The sequence below is a fragment of the Paenibacillus sp. NPDC101420 genome (assembly GCF_050277435.1).
In the GTDB taxonomy this organism is placed as follows: Bacteria; Bacillota; Bacilli; order Paenibacillales; family Paenibacillaceae; genus Paenibacillus_AQ.
Map to the genome: position 1 here is coordinate 686173 of NZ_JBNNSE010000002.1, position 17409 is coordinate 703581.

18 protein-coding genes are annotated in these 17409 nt (G+C 40.6%); 12 read left to right on the top strand and 6 right to left on the bottom strand.

From position 1 onward, the window contains the following. Window positions 1-13: 13 nt before the first annotated feature. Both ACQKMP_RS11905 and ACQKMP_RS11910 read left to right on the top strand, forming a co-directional pair. The gene (locus ACQKMP_RS11905) at window positions 14-502 is read left to right on the top strand and encodes a GNAT family N-acetyltransferase (RefSeq protein ID WP_379423665.1); all 489 of its coding nucleotides are present in this window, start codon (window positions 14-16) and stop codon (window positions 500-502) included. Continuing rightward, window positions 499-1251: a hypothetical protein gene (locus ACQKMP_RS11910; RefSeq protein WP_427469424.1), complete on the top strand. Its 753-nt coding sequence runs from the start codon at window positions 499-501 to the stop codon at window positions 1249-1251. The genes ACQKMP_RS11905 and ACQKMP_RS11910 overlap by 4 nt, the downstream gene beginning before the upstream one ends. 23 nt (window positions 1252-1274) lie before the next feature. Here the strand turns inward: ACQKMP_RS11910 and ACQKMP_RS11915 are convergent, their stop codons facing one another. Both ACQKMP_RS11915 and ACQKMP_RS11920 read right to left on the bottom strand, forming a co-directional pair. After that, a complete protein-coding gene (locus tag ACQKMP_RS11915; RefSeq protein ID WP_427469425.1) occupies window positions 1275-2540 on the bottom strand; it encodes an MFS transporter in 1266 nt (421 codons plus the stop codon). Window positions 2541-2589: 49 nt separating this feature from the next. Next, window positions 2590-3501 carry a LacI family DNA-binding transcriptional regulator gene (locus ACQKMP_RS11920; RefSeq protein WP_427469426.1) on the bottom strand — a complete coding sequence of 304 codons (912 nt, stop codon included), beginning with the start codon at window positions 3499-3501 and terminating at the stop codon, window positions 2590-2592. 311 nt (window positions 3502-3812) lie between these two features. Here ACQKMP_RS11920 and ACQKMP_RS11925 point away from each other — a divergent pair, with 311 nt between their 5' ends. Beyond that, window positions 3813-4364, top strand: a complete 552-nt coding sequence (locus ACQKMP_RS11925) for a polymer-forming cytoskeletal protein (RefSeq protein ID WP_427469427.1) — start codon at window positions 3813-3815, stop codon at window positions 4362-4364. A 138-nt stretch (window positions 4365-4502) separates the two neighbouring features. Then, window positions 4503-4748 carry a hypothetical protein gene (locus ACQKMP_RS11930; RefSeq protein ID WP_042189863.1) on the top strand — a complete coding sequence of 82 codons (246 nt, stop codon included), beginning with the start codon at window positions 4503-4505 and terminating at the stop codon, window positions 4746-4748. A 64-nt stretch (window positions 4749-4812) separates the two neighbouring features. On the opposite strand, the gene ACQKMP_RS11935 is transcribed toward ACQKMP_RS11930, so the two are convergent. Further along, window positions 4813-5430 (bottom strand): histidine phosphatase family protein, encoded by a 618-nt coding sequence (locus ACQKMP_RS11935; protein WP_427469428.1) that lies wholly within the window; start codon window positions 5428-5430, stop codon window positions 4813-4815. 156 nt (window positions 5431-5586) lie between these two features. Between ACQKMP_RS11935 and ACQKMP_RS11940 the strand changes: the two genes are divergently transcribed. Next, on the top strand, window positions 5587-6522 hold the full coding sequence (locus ACQKMP_RS11940) for a LysR family transcriptional regulator (RefSeq protein WP_427469429.1): 936 nt from the start codon (window positions 5587-5589) through the stop codon (window positions 6520-6522). A 42-nt stretch (window positions 6523-6564) separates the two neighbouring features. Here ACQKMP_RS11940 and ACQKMP_RS11945 read toward each other — a convergent pair whose 3' ends face one another. Genes ACQKMP_RS11945 through ACQKMP_RS11955 form a run of 3 tightly spaced genes read right to left on the bottom strand, consistent with a single transcriptional unit; the run spans window position 6565 to window position 11401 of the window. Continuing rightward, a complete protein-coding gene (locus ACQKMP_RS11945; protein ID WP_339242461.1) occupies window positions 6565-8394 on the bottom strand; it encodes an ABC transporter ATP-binding protein in 1830 nt (609 codons plus the stop codon). Continuing rightward, a complete protein-coding gene (locus tag ACQKMP_RS11950) occupies window positions 8391-10232 on the bottom strand; it encodes an ABC transporter ATP-binding protein (RefSeq protein ID WP_427469430.1) in 1842 nt (613 codons plus the stop codon). The genes ACQKMP_RS11945 and ACQKMP_RS11950 overlap by 4 nt, the downstream gene beginning before the upstream one ends. 41 nt (window positions 10233-10273) lie before the next feature. After that, window positions 10274-11401, bottom strand: coding sequence for a helix-turn-helix domain-containing protein (locus tag ACQKMP_RS11955; RefSeq protein ID WP_427469431.1), 1128 nt, complete (start codon window positions 11399-11401; stop codon window positions 10274-10276). Window positions 11402-11584: 183 nt separating this feature from the next. Between ACQKMP_RS11955 and ACQKMP_RS11960 the strand changes: the two genes are divergently transcribed. The 7 genes from ACQKMP_RS11960 (at window position 11585) to ACQKMP_RS11990 (ending at window position 17398) form a co-directional block, all read left to right on the top strand. Beyond that, window positions 11585-12061: a DinB family protein gene (locus ACQKMP_RS11960; RefSeq protein ID WP_231573313.1), complete on the top strand. Its 477-nt coding sequence runs from the start codon at window positions 11585-11587 to the stop codon at window positions 12059-12061. Between the two features lie 42 nt (window positions 12062-12103). Further along, a complete protein-coding gene (locus ACQKMP_RS11965; protein ID WP_427469432.1) occupies window positions 12104-12499 on the top strand; it encodes a VOC family protein in 396 nt (131 codons plus the stop codon). Between the two features lie 140 nt (window positions 12500-12639). Further along, window positions 12640-13620: a LacI family DNA-binding transcriptional regulator gene (locus tag ACQKMP_RS11970; protein WP_042189849.1), complete on the top strand. Its 981-nt coding sequence runs from the start codon at window positions 12640-12642 to the stop codon at window positions 13618-13620. A gap of 27 nt (window positions 13621-13647) precedes the next feature. Then, window positions 13648-14526, top strand: coding sequence for a ribokinase (rbsK, locus tag ACQKMP_RS11975; protein ID WP_427469433.1), 879 nt, complete (start codon window positions 13648-13650; stop codon window positions 14524-14526). 2 nt (window positions 14527-14528) lie between these two features. Continuing rightward, window positions 14529-14927, top strand: a complete 399-nt coding sequence (gene rbsD, locus ACQKMP_RS11980; protein WP_042189845.1) for a D-ribose pyranase — start codon at window positions 14529-14531, stop codon at window positions 14925-14927. A gap of 18 nt (window positions 14928-14945) precedes the next feature. After that, a complete protein-coding gene (locus ACQKMP_RS11985) occupies window positions 14946-16427 on the top strand; it encodes a sugar ABC transporter ATP-binding protein (protein WP_076286606.1) in 1482 nt (493 codons plus the stop codon). A gap of 2 nt (window positions 16428-16429) precedes the next feature. Then, entirely contained in the window at window positions 16430-17398 is a 969-nt protein-coding gene (locus tag ACQKMP_RS11990; protein ID WP_042189841.1) for an ABC transporter permease subunit, read from the top strand. The last annotated feature ends 11 nt before the right edge of the window (window positions 17399-17409 follow it).

A 17409-nucleotide genomic window follows, 5' to 3' on the forward strand; every position in this document is an offset into this window, starting at 1 on the left:
GGAGAACTTATATATGAATGTAGTAAAAGCTACTATGGAGGATATAAGAGGATGGCTGGAGCTGGCGGCAGAGGTGGAGTCCCTTTTTGGGCCGATGGTAGATGATCCGAATTTCACTCTAGCGTTAGAAAAAAATATCAGGCGACAAAGCGCTTTTTGTGTACGAGAAAACAATGGTTCGCCAGGTTCAAGATTACTTGGAGCTGTGTTATTCTCTTCATCCAATGCCCCTAATTACAAGATTGGTTGGTTATCTGTTTCAGCCATAGAGAGAAATAAGGGTGTCGCGACAGCCCTTCTTAACTATATTATCGAAAGTATCGAAACCCCAGCAGAGATATTCGTTACTACATTTGGTGAGGATCATCCAGAGGGTCAACCTGCTAGAAGATTTTATCAGAAGTTTGGTTTCTTTCCTATGCAGGATGGGGTTCCAAATGGCCTCGAAGGTGGCTCAAGACAAAATTTCAAGCTGACGATCGCTCACAAGGATTCATTATGAAAAAAATAATTTTTTTATCGGTGATTTCATTTTTCTTGCTAGCGATTTCTCTCAGCCCATTGTTCAACTATATCCGTGAGTATATGATTTCAGATCAAATCAATCAGCGTTATGAGATCAACCATGCTGAGAAAGGGTATAACACGTTAAACGTTCAAGAACTAACGGTTGATGATAAGCATATTAAGATCCAAGAAGAAAATACAGGCAGGAAAGCAGAATTGACCCTTTGGGATGAAGAGGAGAGTGTCCCGCCTGGAGATATTGTGAAAGTTCAGTTTTTATTAAATGGTCAAAAAATCTCAACTCCTGATGAAATATGGTTGTCTAATCGGGAACGAGGAAGCAGATATTTCTCATGGATAGATATTCTCACTGTTACGGATCGAAAGACTGGCGAGAAAGAAATTAATATAGTCCAAAGACTTACAGATGATAGTCAGCCGATGGAAAAGAGAAAATGGAAAATAATCACGATCTCACATGATGGCAGTATAGAAGAAAAGGTGCTGAGTTATGCTCAAAGAAGTGACAATCATCTAGGGGTGAAGCTTATCGAGTTCTCGGGTACATCACTTATGGGTATGGGATACTATTCGGATATTACTAAAAGTTATCCAAGTGTATTTTTCCCTCTAATTTATCCATTTTTAACAGGTGTCGTGGGAATCTTTCTATTGATCATTATAGTTGTTCAATTACTGATCGAGCTTCATAATAGGCGCGTTATTAGGAAAAACGGGCGATAACGGTCATAAGATATGTTCTAAAATTACTTATAATTTCGAATCACCTTTAACTTGGTCAAGGTTAATAAAGCAAATAGTAGTAGCAGGACTCCGATGGAACCCATGACAGGGGCTGGACTGAAGTGATCGGACAGGAATGAAACGGCTGTAAGACCAAGTGAGGGTGCTACACTCATAATGGACCCAAGTACACCGAAGACTCTACCTTGTATATCCTCCGAAACTTCCAACCTGAGGATGGTATTTATCAGCAATGTACAGAATGAGAACATAAAGCCAATAAGAAGAATGATGGGAATGGCTAAGGCAGCAGTAGTGACGAACGATAGCAGGAGGTACAGGGGACCCAGACATAGCAGTCCAGTCATGATAAAGAAGCCGCGATTCTTTAATTTGGAGCCGAGAAACAAGATCATGCTGGAACCAATCATATAACCTAGAGGAATACAGGCTTCCATGAGTCCAAACTGAAAGGGACTAGAATTCCATACTTTGACGGCCATAACTTGCGTTAGCATCAGTGAAGGCATAAAGAACAAAGTGAGCGTAGGAAGCATGATGATTATTGCTCGGGCGAAGGGGTATCTCCAAATATAACGAACGCCATCCGCAAGATCCTGTGTGAATTTTCTTTCTTCTTTAGGTCCGGTATTCACTCGGTTTGGGAGTGGAAGGGAGCGGACAGCAAGAACTAGTAGAAAGGAAACGAAAAATGTAGCTCCATCAAATAATATGGCATCTGCCGCTCCAAAACTTGCTACAAAAATACCTCCAGCCGAATAACCAATCGTCCGACAGATGTTCTCCGACAGGTTCAGAATCCCGACTGCTTTTTGTACATGTTCTTTTCCAACTACAGTGGTAATTGAAGCTTGATACGCAGGGGATTGGAATAATGCTGAGACTGTCGTAAGTCCCGTTAATATGGCCACGATAATGAATGATGTAGAAGACATGGAAATGGCCAGAGCAAGCGTACCTGCTAGACCGCAGCTTATCAAATCAGTGATTAACATAATGGTTCTGCGATTGATCCTGTCTGCGAGTGTGCCTCCTATCGATCCGAGTAAAGAACTGAGCAATAGATTGATTATCGTAATAATGGCAATCATTTTAGCGCTTCCGGTCGTCTGAAGTACCCATAAACTTAAAGCAATACTGTGAAAGGTATTTCCAAACAAAGAAATGGAATACGAGCTAAGTAGCAGCATAAATCTCCGGTTTCCCCAAAGGGTTGGATAGAATTGATCGGTGGTGGATGCATGTTTTGCTAATACAGGATCTGTCATTGGAAAATCTCCTCTCGACTTAAACGATTAAGTGAATATCGAAAAAAAATTAATCAACAAAATAACGATTATTCTCTTGTTTGGAGTAGTCAGGACGATGTAATAACTCCTCCATTAGTTCAAAAGCAGTGGCTGATTTATCCCCAGTGAATATGAATTTCTGAACGTCTTCTCCAAGCATTTCTGGGCAATTACAGGTACATAGAACAGAAAGACGTGCGAATACCCCGGATTTTTCAACACAACTTCCGATAAACTCATTAATAACTATGGCCTCTTTGTAAATCCCCTCCGATAAGATTGTATTCAATTCCACCATATTTTGAACTTTGAATATTGCTTTCTCAGGTAAAGGAAGATTGTCTTGGATAAAGCTAGTGAGTAGGGAGTTATTGAAGCTCTCCATAATTAAACAAACCTGTGAAAGATCCTCCGGCATTACCTTTTGTAGAGCTGAACGATAATTGTAAAGAACTTGCTTAAACAGCTTATCTTCAATCATGCTGTCGATCAAAATCAAAGGGATTCCTTCTACAAAATGTTTGGAAATCGAATAGAAGGATTCATCGTGTACATCGATCAGAAAGACGGCTTCGAGCTTTCTTTCGACGATGATATTCAGAGAAGGATGGTCAGTACCAAGAGAATATAACAGCGTATGATATCCGGCATCCGTTAAACGCTGTTCCAAAGCACGGATAAAGGTGAACTGGTCATAGAGTTTCCAAGGGGGCATATAAGCAGAATGATTGACAAGTATCCCTACTAATCCCGTTTTTTTATTGGCAAGTGAACGGGCTGCTAGATTAGGAATGTAATGAAGTTCTTCGGCAAGTGACAGAATTTGATTGCGGGTCTTCTCAGGAATGGTTTGGTTATCGACGCGGTTCAGAACATAGCTTACAGTCGCAACGGAGACATTAGCTTGTAGCGCGATGTCTTTCATTGTAGTCTTTTTCACCAGTAAACTTCTCCCTTGCTGAGATATTTATTTCCAAATATTATCATTAACACTTGAGAAGAGTCAACGATTGACTTTATACCAAGAAGCAAATGATGCTTGTGTTCATTTTTATAATTTGGGTAAATAGATGTAAGAACCTAAATCAGTCAGCGAGAAGAGGCGTGACTCATGGGAACAAATCTTAATCGGGAAGAGAGTACGCTGTGAAACCGCTTTAGATACTGACACAAATTTGTGAAATTATTCACTTAATTATTAAGAATTTTAATATATAATTAATTCATAATCAAAATTAGGGGGAATCGAAAATGAGACTATTTAAAATGATTTTAGTGGCTGGGGTTTCGGTAGCAGTATTGGCAGGTTGTGGAGCAAATGAGGATAAAGCAACTAATTCGGCGGCAACTTCAGCTCCGGTTGCTGAGCAGACAGATGCTGTCACTACAGCTTCGATCGTGAATCAAGCAGATGCATTTACTAAGGCTGTTAGCAAAGATGGAAACTGGATTGTTGCGATTCTAAATGATGTAACGATTCCTGATGAGGTTGTTGTAGCTGGAGAATTCCGTAATAAAGGAGCCGCAGATGGCGATATCTACCGTAAGATTGCCCTTTATTCGCAAGATGCTGATCACAAGATCACTGCTACTTATACACTAACCGTACCAAAGTTTACAGTACAAAGTGAGAATTTGAAAGTTGAAGGCGGAACGATTAAAGGCGATGTTTATGTAGAAGCGAAAGGCTTTACTCTGCCTGAAACCGCCACTATTGATGGTAACCTCTACTTCGCGAGCGAAGATCTGAAAACATCAGCTGTTATTGATGGAAAAGTGACTGGAACAACAGAAGTTAAATAATTTCGTAATCAACTTATACAGTAGAAGCCAATCCATAGACTATGGGTTGGCTTTTTTCTTTTTGTGATTATGTGATCTTCGGTTGATTTTCTTAATATTGAACTTATAATATTACTACCACTACTAGGAGGAACACATATGTCTAAGGAGTATTCACGCACATATATCGAAAGTGTAAAGCTTGAAATGTTAAATAGATTGGGACTTAAGCAAGTGTTCTTTAAGGAGCAAATAGGTGACGGCCTGATTTTTGAAGCAGTTGGTTTTGATAAAGGGAGCAAGCATCGTTTTTGTGTTAGACCGAAGACGAAAACAATTGACGAATTTATTTCAGGAAAATGGATGAAGGTCCGCAGCTTTACAATCAAAAGTGTGGAAATTTAAAATTGAAGTCTAAAAAGGGAACCCCATTTAAATCGGAGTTTCCTTTTTTAATTTTGAGAAGGATTCATTGATAATGTGAAGTATCGCCGTACAGATCGATAGTTGTATTGTTGTCAGTTAGGGTTACTTTACACAATGCTGTAGAGAGAATATCCGGTAGTTCCCCTAATTCCTGCAATGATTTATTGAGAAAATGAGCCATAATGACTTTCAGGGTCATCCGATGCGTGACAATAAGTACCGTATGTCCTTCATTATCGTTAATGATACGCTCAATAGTCGGCGTTACTCTTTGTTCAAGCTGACTATAGGTCTCACCTGGGGCTAGAGGAATAAAAAGATCAGGTCTGGTGAAAAAATGGGTGTACTGTAAAGGATATTCTTGTTCAATCTGATCTGTATTCATTCCTTCCCAAATGCCCATGTTAATTTCCATTAATGAAGCTTGCTGTTGAATCGGTAAACTCCGATTTCCTCGTAAAATCTGCGCAGTATGCAATGCTCTTGGACTAGTACTAGAATAAATGGCTCCTAAATTCTCACCTTCCAAACGTTCTCTCAACCATTCCGCTTGCTGTTCACCCAAGGTTGTTAACGCTGAATTTTGATGTCCTTGCATTCTTTTCTGCAAATTCCATTCGGTCTGCCCGTGACGGGTTAGAAATAATACTGTCTCCTTCATTAATGAAACCTCCCTTTTGAATAGTTGTAAGTATAAGATAAATAATTATAAATAAACAATATATAATAGTTAATATCCATAATGTATAGTTATAGTAAGAAAGCCGAAGGTCCGTTAAACAATGAATTTATTTTATATAGTTAGGAAGAAATCAGGATGAACTATCATGTATTAAAATTGTTTTATTATGTTGCGATAACAGGGAGTGTGACCAAAGCCTCCGAACGTTTGCACATTAGTCAACCCGCTATATCAGCGCAGATCCGCAAATTTGAACGGGAGAATAATATCGTATTATTAGAGGTCATAGGAAAGAGAATGGTGCTAACACCGATTGGGAGAAAACTGATCGAACCACTTGAAAAGTTATTTGCTATGGGTGAACAGGTACAGCAGATTATTGAGGATTATCATAAATTTCCTGCGGGCCATATTCGGATTGCAGGTAATTACCTGGCCACAAGCATACTCATCCCCCGGTGGGCATCATTATACAAACAATCTTTTCCGGAGGTTAAAATTCAGATCTCTACTGCTAATTCTCATGAAGTCATGGAACAATTAAATAACTTTGAAGCAGACGTGGCGATTTATAGTGATATGGCGTTTCCTTCTCATCATACAGGGGTGTTCGAACATCGGGAGTTGTACAAGGACGAGTATGTGTTCGTAGTTTCTTCAAATCATTCTTTAGCCAAGCAGGAGGTTAGCTTTGAGGAAGTGATGGCTGAGGCATTTATTATGAGGGAGGAAGGTAGTGCAGCCAGAGAGAGAATTGTACAATTATGTGAAGAAAGAAAGGTACAACAACCGAAGATCGAACTGCAATTTAATGGAGTAAATGAGGTTATTCAAGCCGTGATTGCCGGTTATGGGATTAGTTTTGTATCTGCGTTGTTAGCAAAGCCTTATCTTGATCAGGGTATGTTAGCCAAGGTCGAAGTGGAAAATGTAGTCTCTAAGCATTCGATATGGATGAGCCACAGAAAGAAAGAGCTTCAAGAAAGCTATATCCAGTCATTTATTAAGCTCGTCATGAAAAAATTAAAAGAAGCGGATAATTTATACTCGGTTCCAACGCATACACCTTAATTAAAATAACTTATGAATTACGATGTATGCATTGAACTGAGATCAAAGGTTGGAATGTAATTGAAGCAACTCAGGTGCACTAATGTCTTCTGCTTCAGAAGATTTAAATTGAATGTTATATAATTGTGAGTATAGCCCATTCATTTCTAATAAGGAATCATGTGTACCTTCCTCAACAATCGAACCCTGATTTAACACGATAATTCTAGATGCTTCACGTATGGTGGATAGTCTGTGTGCAATAACCAATGTGGTTCGATTCTTCATTAACAAATCAAGCGATTGCTGAATCATTCGCTCAGATTCGTTATCGAGTGCGGAAGTTGCTTCATCTAGAAGAAGGAGTGGAGCATCACGAAGAAAAGCTCTGGCAATGGCTATGCGTTGTCTTTGTCCACCAGATAAAGTCGATCCATGTTCACCTAGAATAGTGTCATAACCATGGGGCATCTTCGTAATAAACTCTTCTGCACCTGCGAGCCGAGCGGCTTCTCGAATATCCTCTTCGCTAGCTGTATTAGTACTGAAGGCGATATTATCTCGTATAGTTCCTGAGAACAAATAAGGGGTTTGGGGAACATAAGTAATCATTGCTCGTGCTTCTTCAAGCTGATCATGTACAGACTTTCCATAAACCGTGATGCTTCCTGAAGTAGGCTCATAAAGTCCATTACATAATCGAACGAGCGTCGTCTTCCCTGACCCGCTTGGCCCGACTACCGCGATAGTTTCTCCATGTTGTATATGAATATTAAGCCCTGTAAATAGGGAGGCTTCATTATCCGGTTTACCCGAATAGTTGTAGTGGACATCCTCTATTTGTAATGCAGCTACCTCTACGGAAGCAAATGTTGATGAGCTGGATTCTGGCAAAGGATGAGTAGCTCCTTCATCAGGTGCATCAAGTATAGCGAATACGCGGTCAGCTGCACCTAAAGCCTCCTGGACACCTCCCCATGTTTGAGACATATGGACAAAAGGCCATTGAACCCTACCCATCAAAATAATAAAAGCGAGTACTTCACCTGCTGATGTTCCGCCACTTAGAGCTGATAACGCAATTAAAGCGGCGCATGTCACCATTACGAGATTGTTGATAAAGGCAGAAGATTGCCATAAGAGACCATTTAGAAGCGATTTTCGCAGCTGCATTCTTCTTAACTTCTCACGTTCTAACGCATATTTATTTAAGAGAGTTTCTTCAAGCGAAAAGGCTCTGACGACCTTCATTCCTTGAAGCGTTTCTTGTAAGATTCCTCGCAATTCCGCCTCTTTTGCATATATTTGAGTAGATAATTTTCGTAATCTGCGATCAAAGAAACGTCCGGAAAGAAAAACAAGGGGGCCTGATCCAAGAGCTAACAGGGCGATCCAGACATCCATTTTAGCCAAATATAGAAAGGAAATGAAACAGAGAAGTAGATTATAGCCTAGATCGTATACGATGCTGTTTATCATCCCCATGGCCATCCCTGCATCCTTAGTGTTACGCGAAGTCAAATCACCTGAATGCAAGGACTGAAGGTAACGAAATGGAAGTCGGTGACTTTTGTCAAACAGCTTCGCACGAATATCCCAAGCCATCCGACTTTGCATAACAAAACGGAAGTAATGCTGCACCATAAGACAGCAGATAATGATGACACATGCAATGGCACAGATTACAGTTATACGTGTTAATGCATCCATATTGGCGTTGTTGATCGTATCAATAAATACTTGCTGAATGGCTGCAAATCCTATGTCCATTACGAGTTTAGCAGAGAGCAGGAGTACAGCCACAATAAATCCAATTCGATAAGGGCTAGCGTAAGAGATTAATCTACGCAGAGCATACCCCAGTTTAAGATTCTTGGATTCCATCTCATTCATATCTCTACCTCCCTGACCAGAGCAGAAATATCAGCCTTCTTCATTGAGGTCTCAACCATATTGTAATACCGTCCTTGTAAAGTCATTAACTCCAGATGAGTCCCAGCTTCAACAATAGAACCCGCTTCCATATAATAAATGTGATCTGCATTTCTGATGGTAGATAATCTATGTGCGATAACAACCGTTGTACGATCATGCATGAGTTCTTGCAGGGCCTGGCCGACAATCTCCTCATTATGGCTATCAAGTGCAGCTGTGGGTTCATCAAGAAGGAGAAGCTTAGGCGCTCGGACAAACGCTCTGGCAATAGATAGCCGCTGCCTTTCACCGCCAGATAAGGTATGGCCCCGTTCCCCAATGGAAGTCTGATATTGAAGGGGGGTTCTCATAATAAATTCATGTATCCCCGCACTTTTTGCTGCTTTAATAATTTCTTCATAGGTTGCGTCAGGTCTTCCCCATGCAATATTTTCATATAGAGTTCCAGTGAACAGATAAGGCTCTTGAGAAACATAAGCCAAATGATTACGCCAAGACCGAGGGGGAATGCTGCTTAACGGCAACTTACCAGATTGGATGACCCCTTCATTAGGTTCATAGGTTGCGAGTATTAATTGAAGGAGGGTGCTTTTTCCACTGCCACTAGGACCGGCAAACGCAGTTACTTTACCTGGTTCTATGGTTAGATTAACGTTAGTTAATACTTGATGATTACCATAATGAAAACCTACATTCTCAAAGGTGATAGGGTACAAGCCACTAATTGCTTGGTTGTTATTCATCGGCATTTCTTTATGAGAATCTTCCTGATTACATTCACGGCTTGCGTCTTCTTCTGGTAAATCAATGACTTCAAACAATCGTTTACCTTGCGCCAGCGAGGCTTGTAATTCTGTCCATAGATTAGCCAGCTTTGATACAGGGTTTGTAATTTGCTCGAAACAAATCAGAAATGCCGCCACTGCTCCCACATCCAATCTCCCTTGGATAACTAGATATCCGCCGTAGGAGAGAACATATAGCAATCCACTAAGAATAACGGCAAAGGGCATATTATAGCCCACAGCTTCTAAGCGTGTGACAGGTAAATGAATGTTGAAATATTGCCTAACACGTTGTGTAAATTGATTATGCAGCTTAGGTGCAAGGGAGAAGGCACGCACAACCTCAGCACCCTGTACCGTATCTTGAATAAACATTTGTTGAGCGGTTTCAATTTGCTGTCTTTGCTCGTGCATGGAACGTAGGCGGGAAGTGAAGGGAATCATCACAAGTGGAACAAGCGAGCAAATCAATATAGTTCCGAGCGTTAAGACATATTGGAGTGAGAGCAGATAAGTTAGGAGAAATGTAATTTGCATCAGATTACTGAATAGTTCAATGGTCTTCTGATTGATACCTTGCTGAGCAGCTGGGGCAGAATCATTGATACGACTAATGAGATCACCAGAATGATAACGATCCAAATCTTTCATCTGTACGTTTAATAATCTAGCTAGCAGTGATACCTGAAGCTTGGAGGTCGACTTGAATTCAAGCACACCTGATAAGTAAGTCAATAAGAAGCTGGCTAAAGCATCTACAATAACGATTATTAGAGCAAAGATAGCACCAGACATTAAAAAGGACATGTTCTGATTCGTAGCAGCGTTGATTATACGTCGTAAAGATTCGGCTATCCCAACTGTTGCAAGGGAAACGACGGCAGCTAAGAGACATAATATGAGGTACCAGCCTAAATAGGGTTTTCCAAGTTTCAGTAAACGCATAAAAGTGTTAGAAACTACTTTGGATTTTTTGATCGAGTCTGCTTCTATGTTTGTAGATCCATTCAATTTAGACCCTCCCCACTATGGTTTTAATTGCTGTGGTTCACTTAAAAGATAGGAGGTTCCTCATCGAGCATTACTTTTGTGGTGACGGCAAGTAATTCTCTCAATTTATCCATTCGAAGATGGTAATATAATCGATGGTCGGTTCTTTTTAGTTCGATAAGGTCTAAAAAGAATAGGAAGTTGGCATGATAAGTTACTGCCGCGGGCGTTATGCCAAGTGCTGATGCAATTTCTTGTCCATAGTGAGGGCGATTCCTTAAGAGCAGCAAGAAGTCTAAACGTCGTTTATCCGAGAATGCTTTTAAAAAAAGTTCGGTTTTCTCTCGATCAGCAGCCGGTCCGAATACATGGTCATTAAAAATGCCGAATATAACCCATGCGATACGGGAACTTCCTGCGTAAAAGAAGAGAACATGATTGCCAACTTGTGAGAAGAAGCTGACATGAAAAGTAGTGGGAACATCATAAACTGCAGGTTCATTTTTGTTGATATCACGAATGAATCTTTCAGGATTCGCTAGGAACAAACCTTCATAACGCTGAGAGGCTTGTTCAGACTCCCTTTTTAACTCCTCTTTCCAAAGTGAAAAGACATCCTTGTAGAACTGGTTTAAAAGCTGCATATAACGTAGCTTAGTTTCTTCGGGATAAGCAAGACACTCTAGTAATGGCCCCTGCGCTTCAATCACATCCAGCTGTGGTTTTGTTCTTGCCACAAGCTCAGCCATTAAGCGGGTATCCTTCTTGACGATTTCCCAATCGTTTCCTTCTAGCAACTCATCTAATTTATCGTAATACACACCATATACCATTTCAGCGACTACCTTTTCTGCAGGACTCTTTTCCAGTCGATTTATCCATGCTTCAGCTGTTTGTGCTTCTGGACAGGTGCAAATGGATTCATAGAAAGCAAAATCGAGTGCTTTATGAAAAAAGTTGTACTGGAAAAAAAACTGAAGTTCTCGGTAGGAGTGAGGTGACAACCGTGCTCGTGCATCTTTATGATAAGACAACACTTGTGGGTCCATTTCAAGTTTGTAATCCTCTGCTGCCTTAAGCAACTGCTCTTCACAAGCAATCATTCCCATAGAAACAATGAATTCCAAAGCTTCGTTGTACGCAAATTTTATGTTCGATAGTAAGGTATCTTTCATGTTATCTTCCATCATAACCTCCGATATTTATTGCTATAGAATTTAAATGTTGGGATAATACGAGTAATATTTAATAATTACTTAATGTTAAAATAAACCATTCGTTTTCTTTTGTAAAGGGATATTTTACAATTCGTACTAACTGCTGGGATTCGGTTGTCGTGCATGGTAAACTATGGATAAAAAATAGGAGGGGCTATGATGGAGCAAATCGTGTTCAAACAAATTGAATTTGTACGTAGTGTTACTGTTCGTGCAGTTGAAGAACTTTCCGAGGAACTACTAGATATCATTCCACAGGGCCTTAATAACAACATTAGATGGAACTTGGGACATATTTATTTGGTGCAAGAGAAGTTCGCTTTTCATTCCGCTAGGGAGCTTATGCAATTGCCGGAAAGCTTTGAACGATTATTTGCAAAAGGTACTAAACCTGCAGAGTGGAGCGAGAAACCACCAACACTTGAAGTGTTAATTAAGATGCTTTCGGAGCAACCCAAACGTATTCAGGAAGCAATGCACAATCGCTTAAGTGAGCAAGCAACACCGCTTACAACCGGAAGTGGATTAACCTTAAATACAATCGGAGAATTCATAAATTTCACGCTTTACCATGAAGGGATGCATTTTAATACAATCAAACTATTAAATCGATTTGCTGATAAAAGTCTTTAGAGATCTTTAGTAGACAAAAGTCTAAGGTCAAGGAGGTATTCGATGGAGGTTGGAAGAATTTTAGGTATTGCATATAATGTGATCCCAGTTAAAGACTTGGAGAAATCTGCAGCTTGGTTTGTGAAACATTTTGGTTTTAATATTAGGGATCGAAGAGAAGGCAACCTAAGCTTATTTAGGGAGAATAGACCGATCCTATGTTTAACACAAAGTGATCATGATTCAAGAGCGGTGTTCGAGGTAAGCAATAAGAAAAGATGGGTGATCACTTTCTTTACTAATGATGTCGTATCACTACATAACAATTTGAGTTGTGAAGATGTGAAAGTCGGAAACATTAGTGACGAAGGTGAGTATGGTAAGTTTTTTGTATTTGAAGATCTGGATGGTAATTTATTTGATGTTTGGGAACACCATGATTGTGAACTGGTTTATTAGCCTCACTAAGGATATCGAGTTCAATCGATATCTTTTGTTATATATTGGAACGAAAAAAGATTTGTAATGAAAACGGTTTTATGATAATCTAATTAATGTAATACATGTAACCGGTTACACATTGGGGGATGAAATGAATCATGATGACGATTAAAGATGTTGCAAAAATAGCTGGAGTGTCGGTAGCAACCGTTTCTAGGGTGTTAAATGAATCTGGTTATGTGAATATCGATACTCGAAAAAAAGTTGAGGCAGCTATCAAAGAAATGAATTATACCCCTAATGAGGTTGCAAGGTCATTGTATAAACGGAAATCCAAATTAATAGGACTTCTATTGCCTGACATTACGAACCCATTCTTCCCGCAATTAGCACGTGGGATAGAAGATCGGATGCAGGAGCATGGTTATCGAATAATCTTTGGTAATAGTGATGAGAATGAGGAAAAGGAATTGGATTATATTCAAACCTTTATCCAAAATAATGTCATTGGCATGATCTCATCAACCAATTTTCCCGAGAAAGATATTTATTCTAATTTGAAAATTCCGGTTGTATTTCTTGACCGTACTTCTAATGACAGTCCCTCCGTATATGCAGATGGCAGAAAAGGCGGACGCCTTGCTGCTCAAGAAATCATTGCACGGGGAAGCACCAAAATTACAGTTATGCAAGGACCGGCGCATATTAAACCGGCGCAAGATCGATTTCAAGGTGCGATTGAAGTACTTGATGAAATGGGAATCACTTATCAAGTGATCCAGACTTCATCCTTCTCCCACACGGAAGCGGAACAATGGGCTGTAGAGTTGTTTGATAAATATATAGATACAGATGGTGTAATTGCCAGTAATGATATCGTGGCGACAGCTGTTATTCATGAAGCACATCGCTTAGGTAAAAGAGTGCCACAGGATCTCCAAATCATTGGATTCGATGATATCCCACTCAGCAGCCTGTTGTCGCCTTCGTTATCCACTATCCGTCAGCCTGCACATGACATGGGCCGTGAAGCAGCTGGTTTACTTATTAAGTTAATTGAGCAAGATAAAGTAGAAGATAAAATCATTCAATTACCCGTTAGCTTTGTGGAGCGGGAAACAACAAGAAGAAAAGAATAGATGACAACATAAGAAAGGTTGATGGACATGGCTAAGATTTGTGTAATTGGAAGTTGTTCAATGGATTTGGTGGTAACCTCATCTAAGCGACCTCACGCAGGAGAAACTGTTCTTGGAGAGAGCTTCGCTACCGTTCCAGGAGGCAAGGGAGCGAATCAGGCCGTAGCTGCTTCGCGTTTAGGGGCAGAAGTTATGATGGTTGGTTGTGTAGGTGAAGATTTCTATGGTACGGAGATCATGGAGAATCTTAAGAGAAATCGGGTTCTTACAACCAATGTGGAACCGGTTACACATATCGAAAGCGGGACAGCTCACATCATTTTAGCAGAAGGTGATAACAGCATTATCGTTGTAAAAGGAGCTAATGATTTAGTCACTCCTGAGTTGGTTGAGCGAGCAATGGATGCTATAAAAGGGTCTGATATGGTGCTAATCCAACAAGAGATACCCGAAGAAACGGTGTCTTATGTAAGTGAGCTTTGCCATAAATTCAATGTACCTATGCTGCTTAATCCAGCTCCTGCTCGTCCCATCAGTGACACGATTATAGAAAATGCCGCCTATCTGACACCGAACGAACATGAATGTACGATTTTATTCCCTGGGATGAGTACTACAGATGCTTTACGGAAGTATCCCAACAAGCTGTTTATAACAGAAGGAAGCAATGGCGTACGATTTTACGATGGAGAACAAGAAATTCTGGTTCCTACTTACAAAGTGAACGCTATAGATACGACCGGAGCTGGAGATACTTTTAATGCGGCATTTGCAGTTGCTTTAGCTGAAGGCAGCTCCATTCTGGATAGTGTAAAGTTTGCCAATCGAGCAGCATCTTTATCCGTTACTAAATTTGGTGCTCAAGGTGGTATGCCAACAAGAGCAGAGGTGGAGGCGAATCTGTAATTATGAAAAAACACGGAGTATTAAATAGTCATATTTCTAAAGTGCTTGCGGACTTAGGTCACACCGATACGATTGTCATCGCAGATGTTGGGCTTCCTGTTCCACCGGGTATTCCGAAGATTGATTTGGCGGTTAAACTAGGGGTCCCTAGCTTCCAAGATATCGTTGATATGATTTCAGAGGATATGGTCATCGAAAAGGTGATCGTTGCAGAGGAATTAGAGACTGATAATAAAGTCACCTCTCAATACTTGAATAATAAATTTAAGGGAATACCGATAGAGGCGTATTCACATGAGCAATTTAAGCAGCTGACCCAGCAGGCTAAGGTTATTATTCGCACGGGTGAAGCAAAGCCATATGCAAATTGTATTTTACAAGCTGGGGTCTATTTTGGATAAAAAGGGGGTTCTAAGTGTATGCACATTACGATGAAAGATATTCATAAGTCTTTTGGCGCTAACCGTGTATTGACCGGTGTGGATTTTGAACTTAAGGATGGTGAAGTTCATGCCCTGATGGGTGAGAATGGTGCAGGTAAGTCTACGCTGATGAATATTCTGATCGGTCTGCACCAACGTGACCAAGGGACCATTCGTATAGATGATCAGGAGAAATACTTTACGAATCCCAAAGAGGCAGAACAATATGGAATCGCATTTATCCATCAGGAGCTGAATGTATGGCCAGATATGACGGTTCTGGATAATCTGTTTATTGGCAAGGAACGAACATCCAAATTTGGCCTGTTAAATAGGAAAGAGATGAAAGCGTTAGCAAATGAACAGTTTGCTAAGCTCTCTGTGACCATTCCTTTGAACCAAGAGGCGGGGGAATGTTCAGTAGGTGAAAAACAGATGATTGAGATCGCTAAAGCGCTTATGACTCATGCGAAAGTTATTGTTATGGACGAACCTACCGCTGCATTAACCGAGAGAGAAATACAGAAACTATTTGAAGTCATTGCCTCGCTAAAGAAAGAAGGCGTCTCTATCGTCTATATTTCGCATCGGATGGAAGAAATTTTTACGATATGTGATCGAATCACCGTGATGCGAGACGGGAAAACCGTAGACACGAAGCCCATTCCTGAAACTAATTTTGACGATGTAGTTCGGAAGATGGTAGGTCGTGAATTAACGGACCGGTTCCCTGAGCGGACTTCTAAACCCGGAGAAGTGGTTCTTGAAGTTAAGAATGCTTCAAAGAAAGGGCAATTTAAAAATGCTAATTTCTCTGTGCGAGCTGGCGAAATCATAGGATTCTCTGGATTAATGGGATCTGGACGTACAGAGATGATGAGAACCTTATTTGGATTAGAATCATTAGACCAAGGTGAGATTTGGGTGAAGGGACAGAAGATTACCATTCGGAATCCCAATGACGCTATGCAAGCTGGAATCGGCTTTGTTACAGAAGACCGTAAAGATGAGGGGTTAATCCTAGATTTCTCTATTCGAGATAATATGGTACTGACGAATTTATACGACTTTGCCCCTAAGGGTGTAATTAATGCTAAGAAGGAACAAGAATTCGTGGACATGCTTATTAAACGGCTACACATTAAGACACAATCATCATCCACTTTGGTCCGGAATTTATCTGGGGGTAATCAACAAAAAGTAGTTATCGCCAAATGGATTGGTATTGGCCTCAGTGTTCTTATCCTTGATGAGCCTACACGCGGCGTCGATGTTGGGGCAAAACGGGAAATTTATCAGCTTATGAACGAATTAACTGAACGAGGTGTCGCCATTATTATGGTATCCTCAGAACTTCCTGAAGTCTTAGGGATGAGTGACCGCATCGTAGTTGTTCATGAAGGGGAAATCAGTGGAGAACTTTCACAACAAGAAGCTACGCAAGAAAAAATCATGACGTTAGCTACAGGGGGGCAATAGTAATGACTACTATCAAAGATGAGAGTGTAAAGAAAGGTTTCCAAATTGGGCAAATCACGCAGAAATTAGGGCCATTACTAGGGCTAATCATTCTAATTATTATCGTAACCGTGCTGAATCCAAGCTTTATGGAACCCCTTAATATACTGAACTTGCTTAGACAAGTCGCAATTAATGCGCTTATCGCTTTTGGGATGACCTTTGTTATTCTAACGGGTGGTATCGATTTATCAGTAGGGTCTATTCTAGCTTTATCCAGTGCCTTCACAGCCAACTTGATGTTGTCAGGCTGGGATCCAATCTTAGCTATTGTTGTGGGTTGTTTAGCGGGTGGACTGATGGGGATGGTCAACGGACTGATGATTACGAAAGGCAGAATGGCGCCTTTTATTGCTACACTGGCGACCATGACTATTTTCCGCGGATTAACGCTTGTATACACGGACGGTAATCCGATCACAGGTCTTGGTGACAGCATGACGTTCCAATTGTTTGGCCGTGGATATTTACTAGGAATACCTGTACCTGCTATCACGATGATTATCGTATTCGCTGTGTTGTGGATTGTACTGCATAAAACGCCATTTGGCCGTAAAACGTATGCTATTGGGGGGAATGAGAAAGCTTCCATTATTTCAGGGATCAAAGTAGACCGCATCAAAATAATGATCTATTCCTTAACGGGTATGTTATCAGCATTGGCTGGTGCCATCTTGACCTCTAGATTGAACTCAGCGCAACCAACAGCAGGTACATCCTATGAGTTGGATGCGATCGCGGCAGTAGTATTAGGGGGGACGAGCTTAACAGGTGGCCGTGGACGTATCGTAGGCACATTAATTGGTGCTCTTATTATCGGGATTCTGAACAATGGCTTGAACTTGCTCGGCGTATCATCATTTTACCAAATGGTAGTTAAAGGGATCGTTATTGCGATTGCTGTACTCATAGACCGTAAGAAAGCCGTATAAGGGGGATTCCA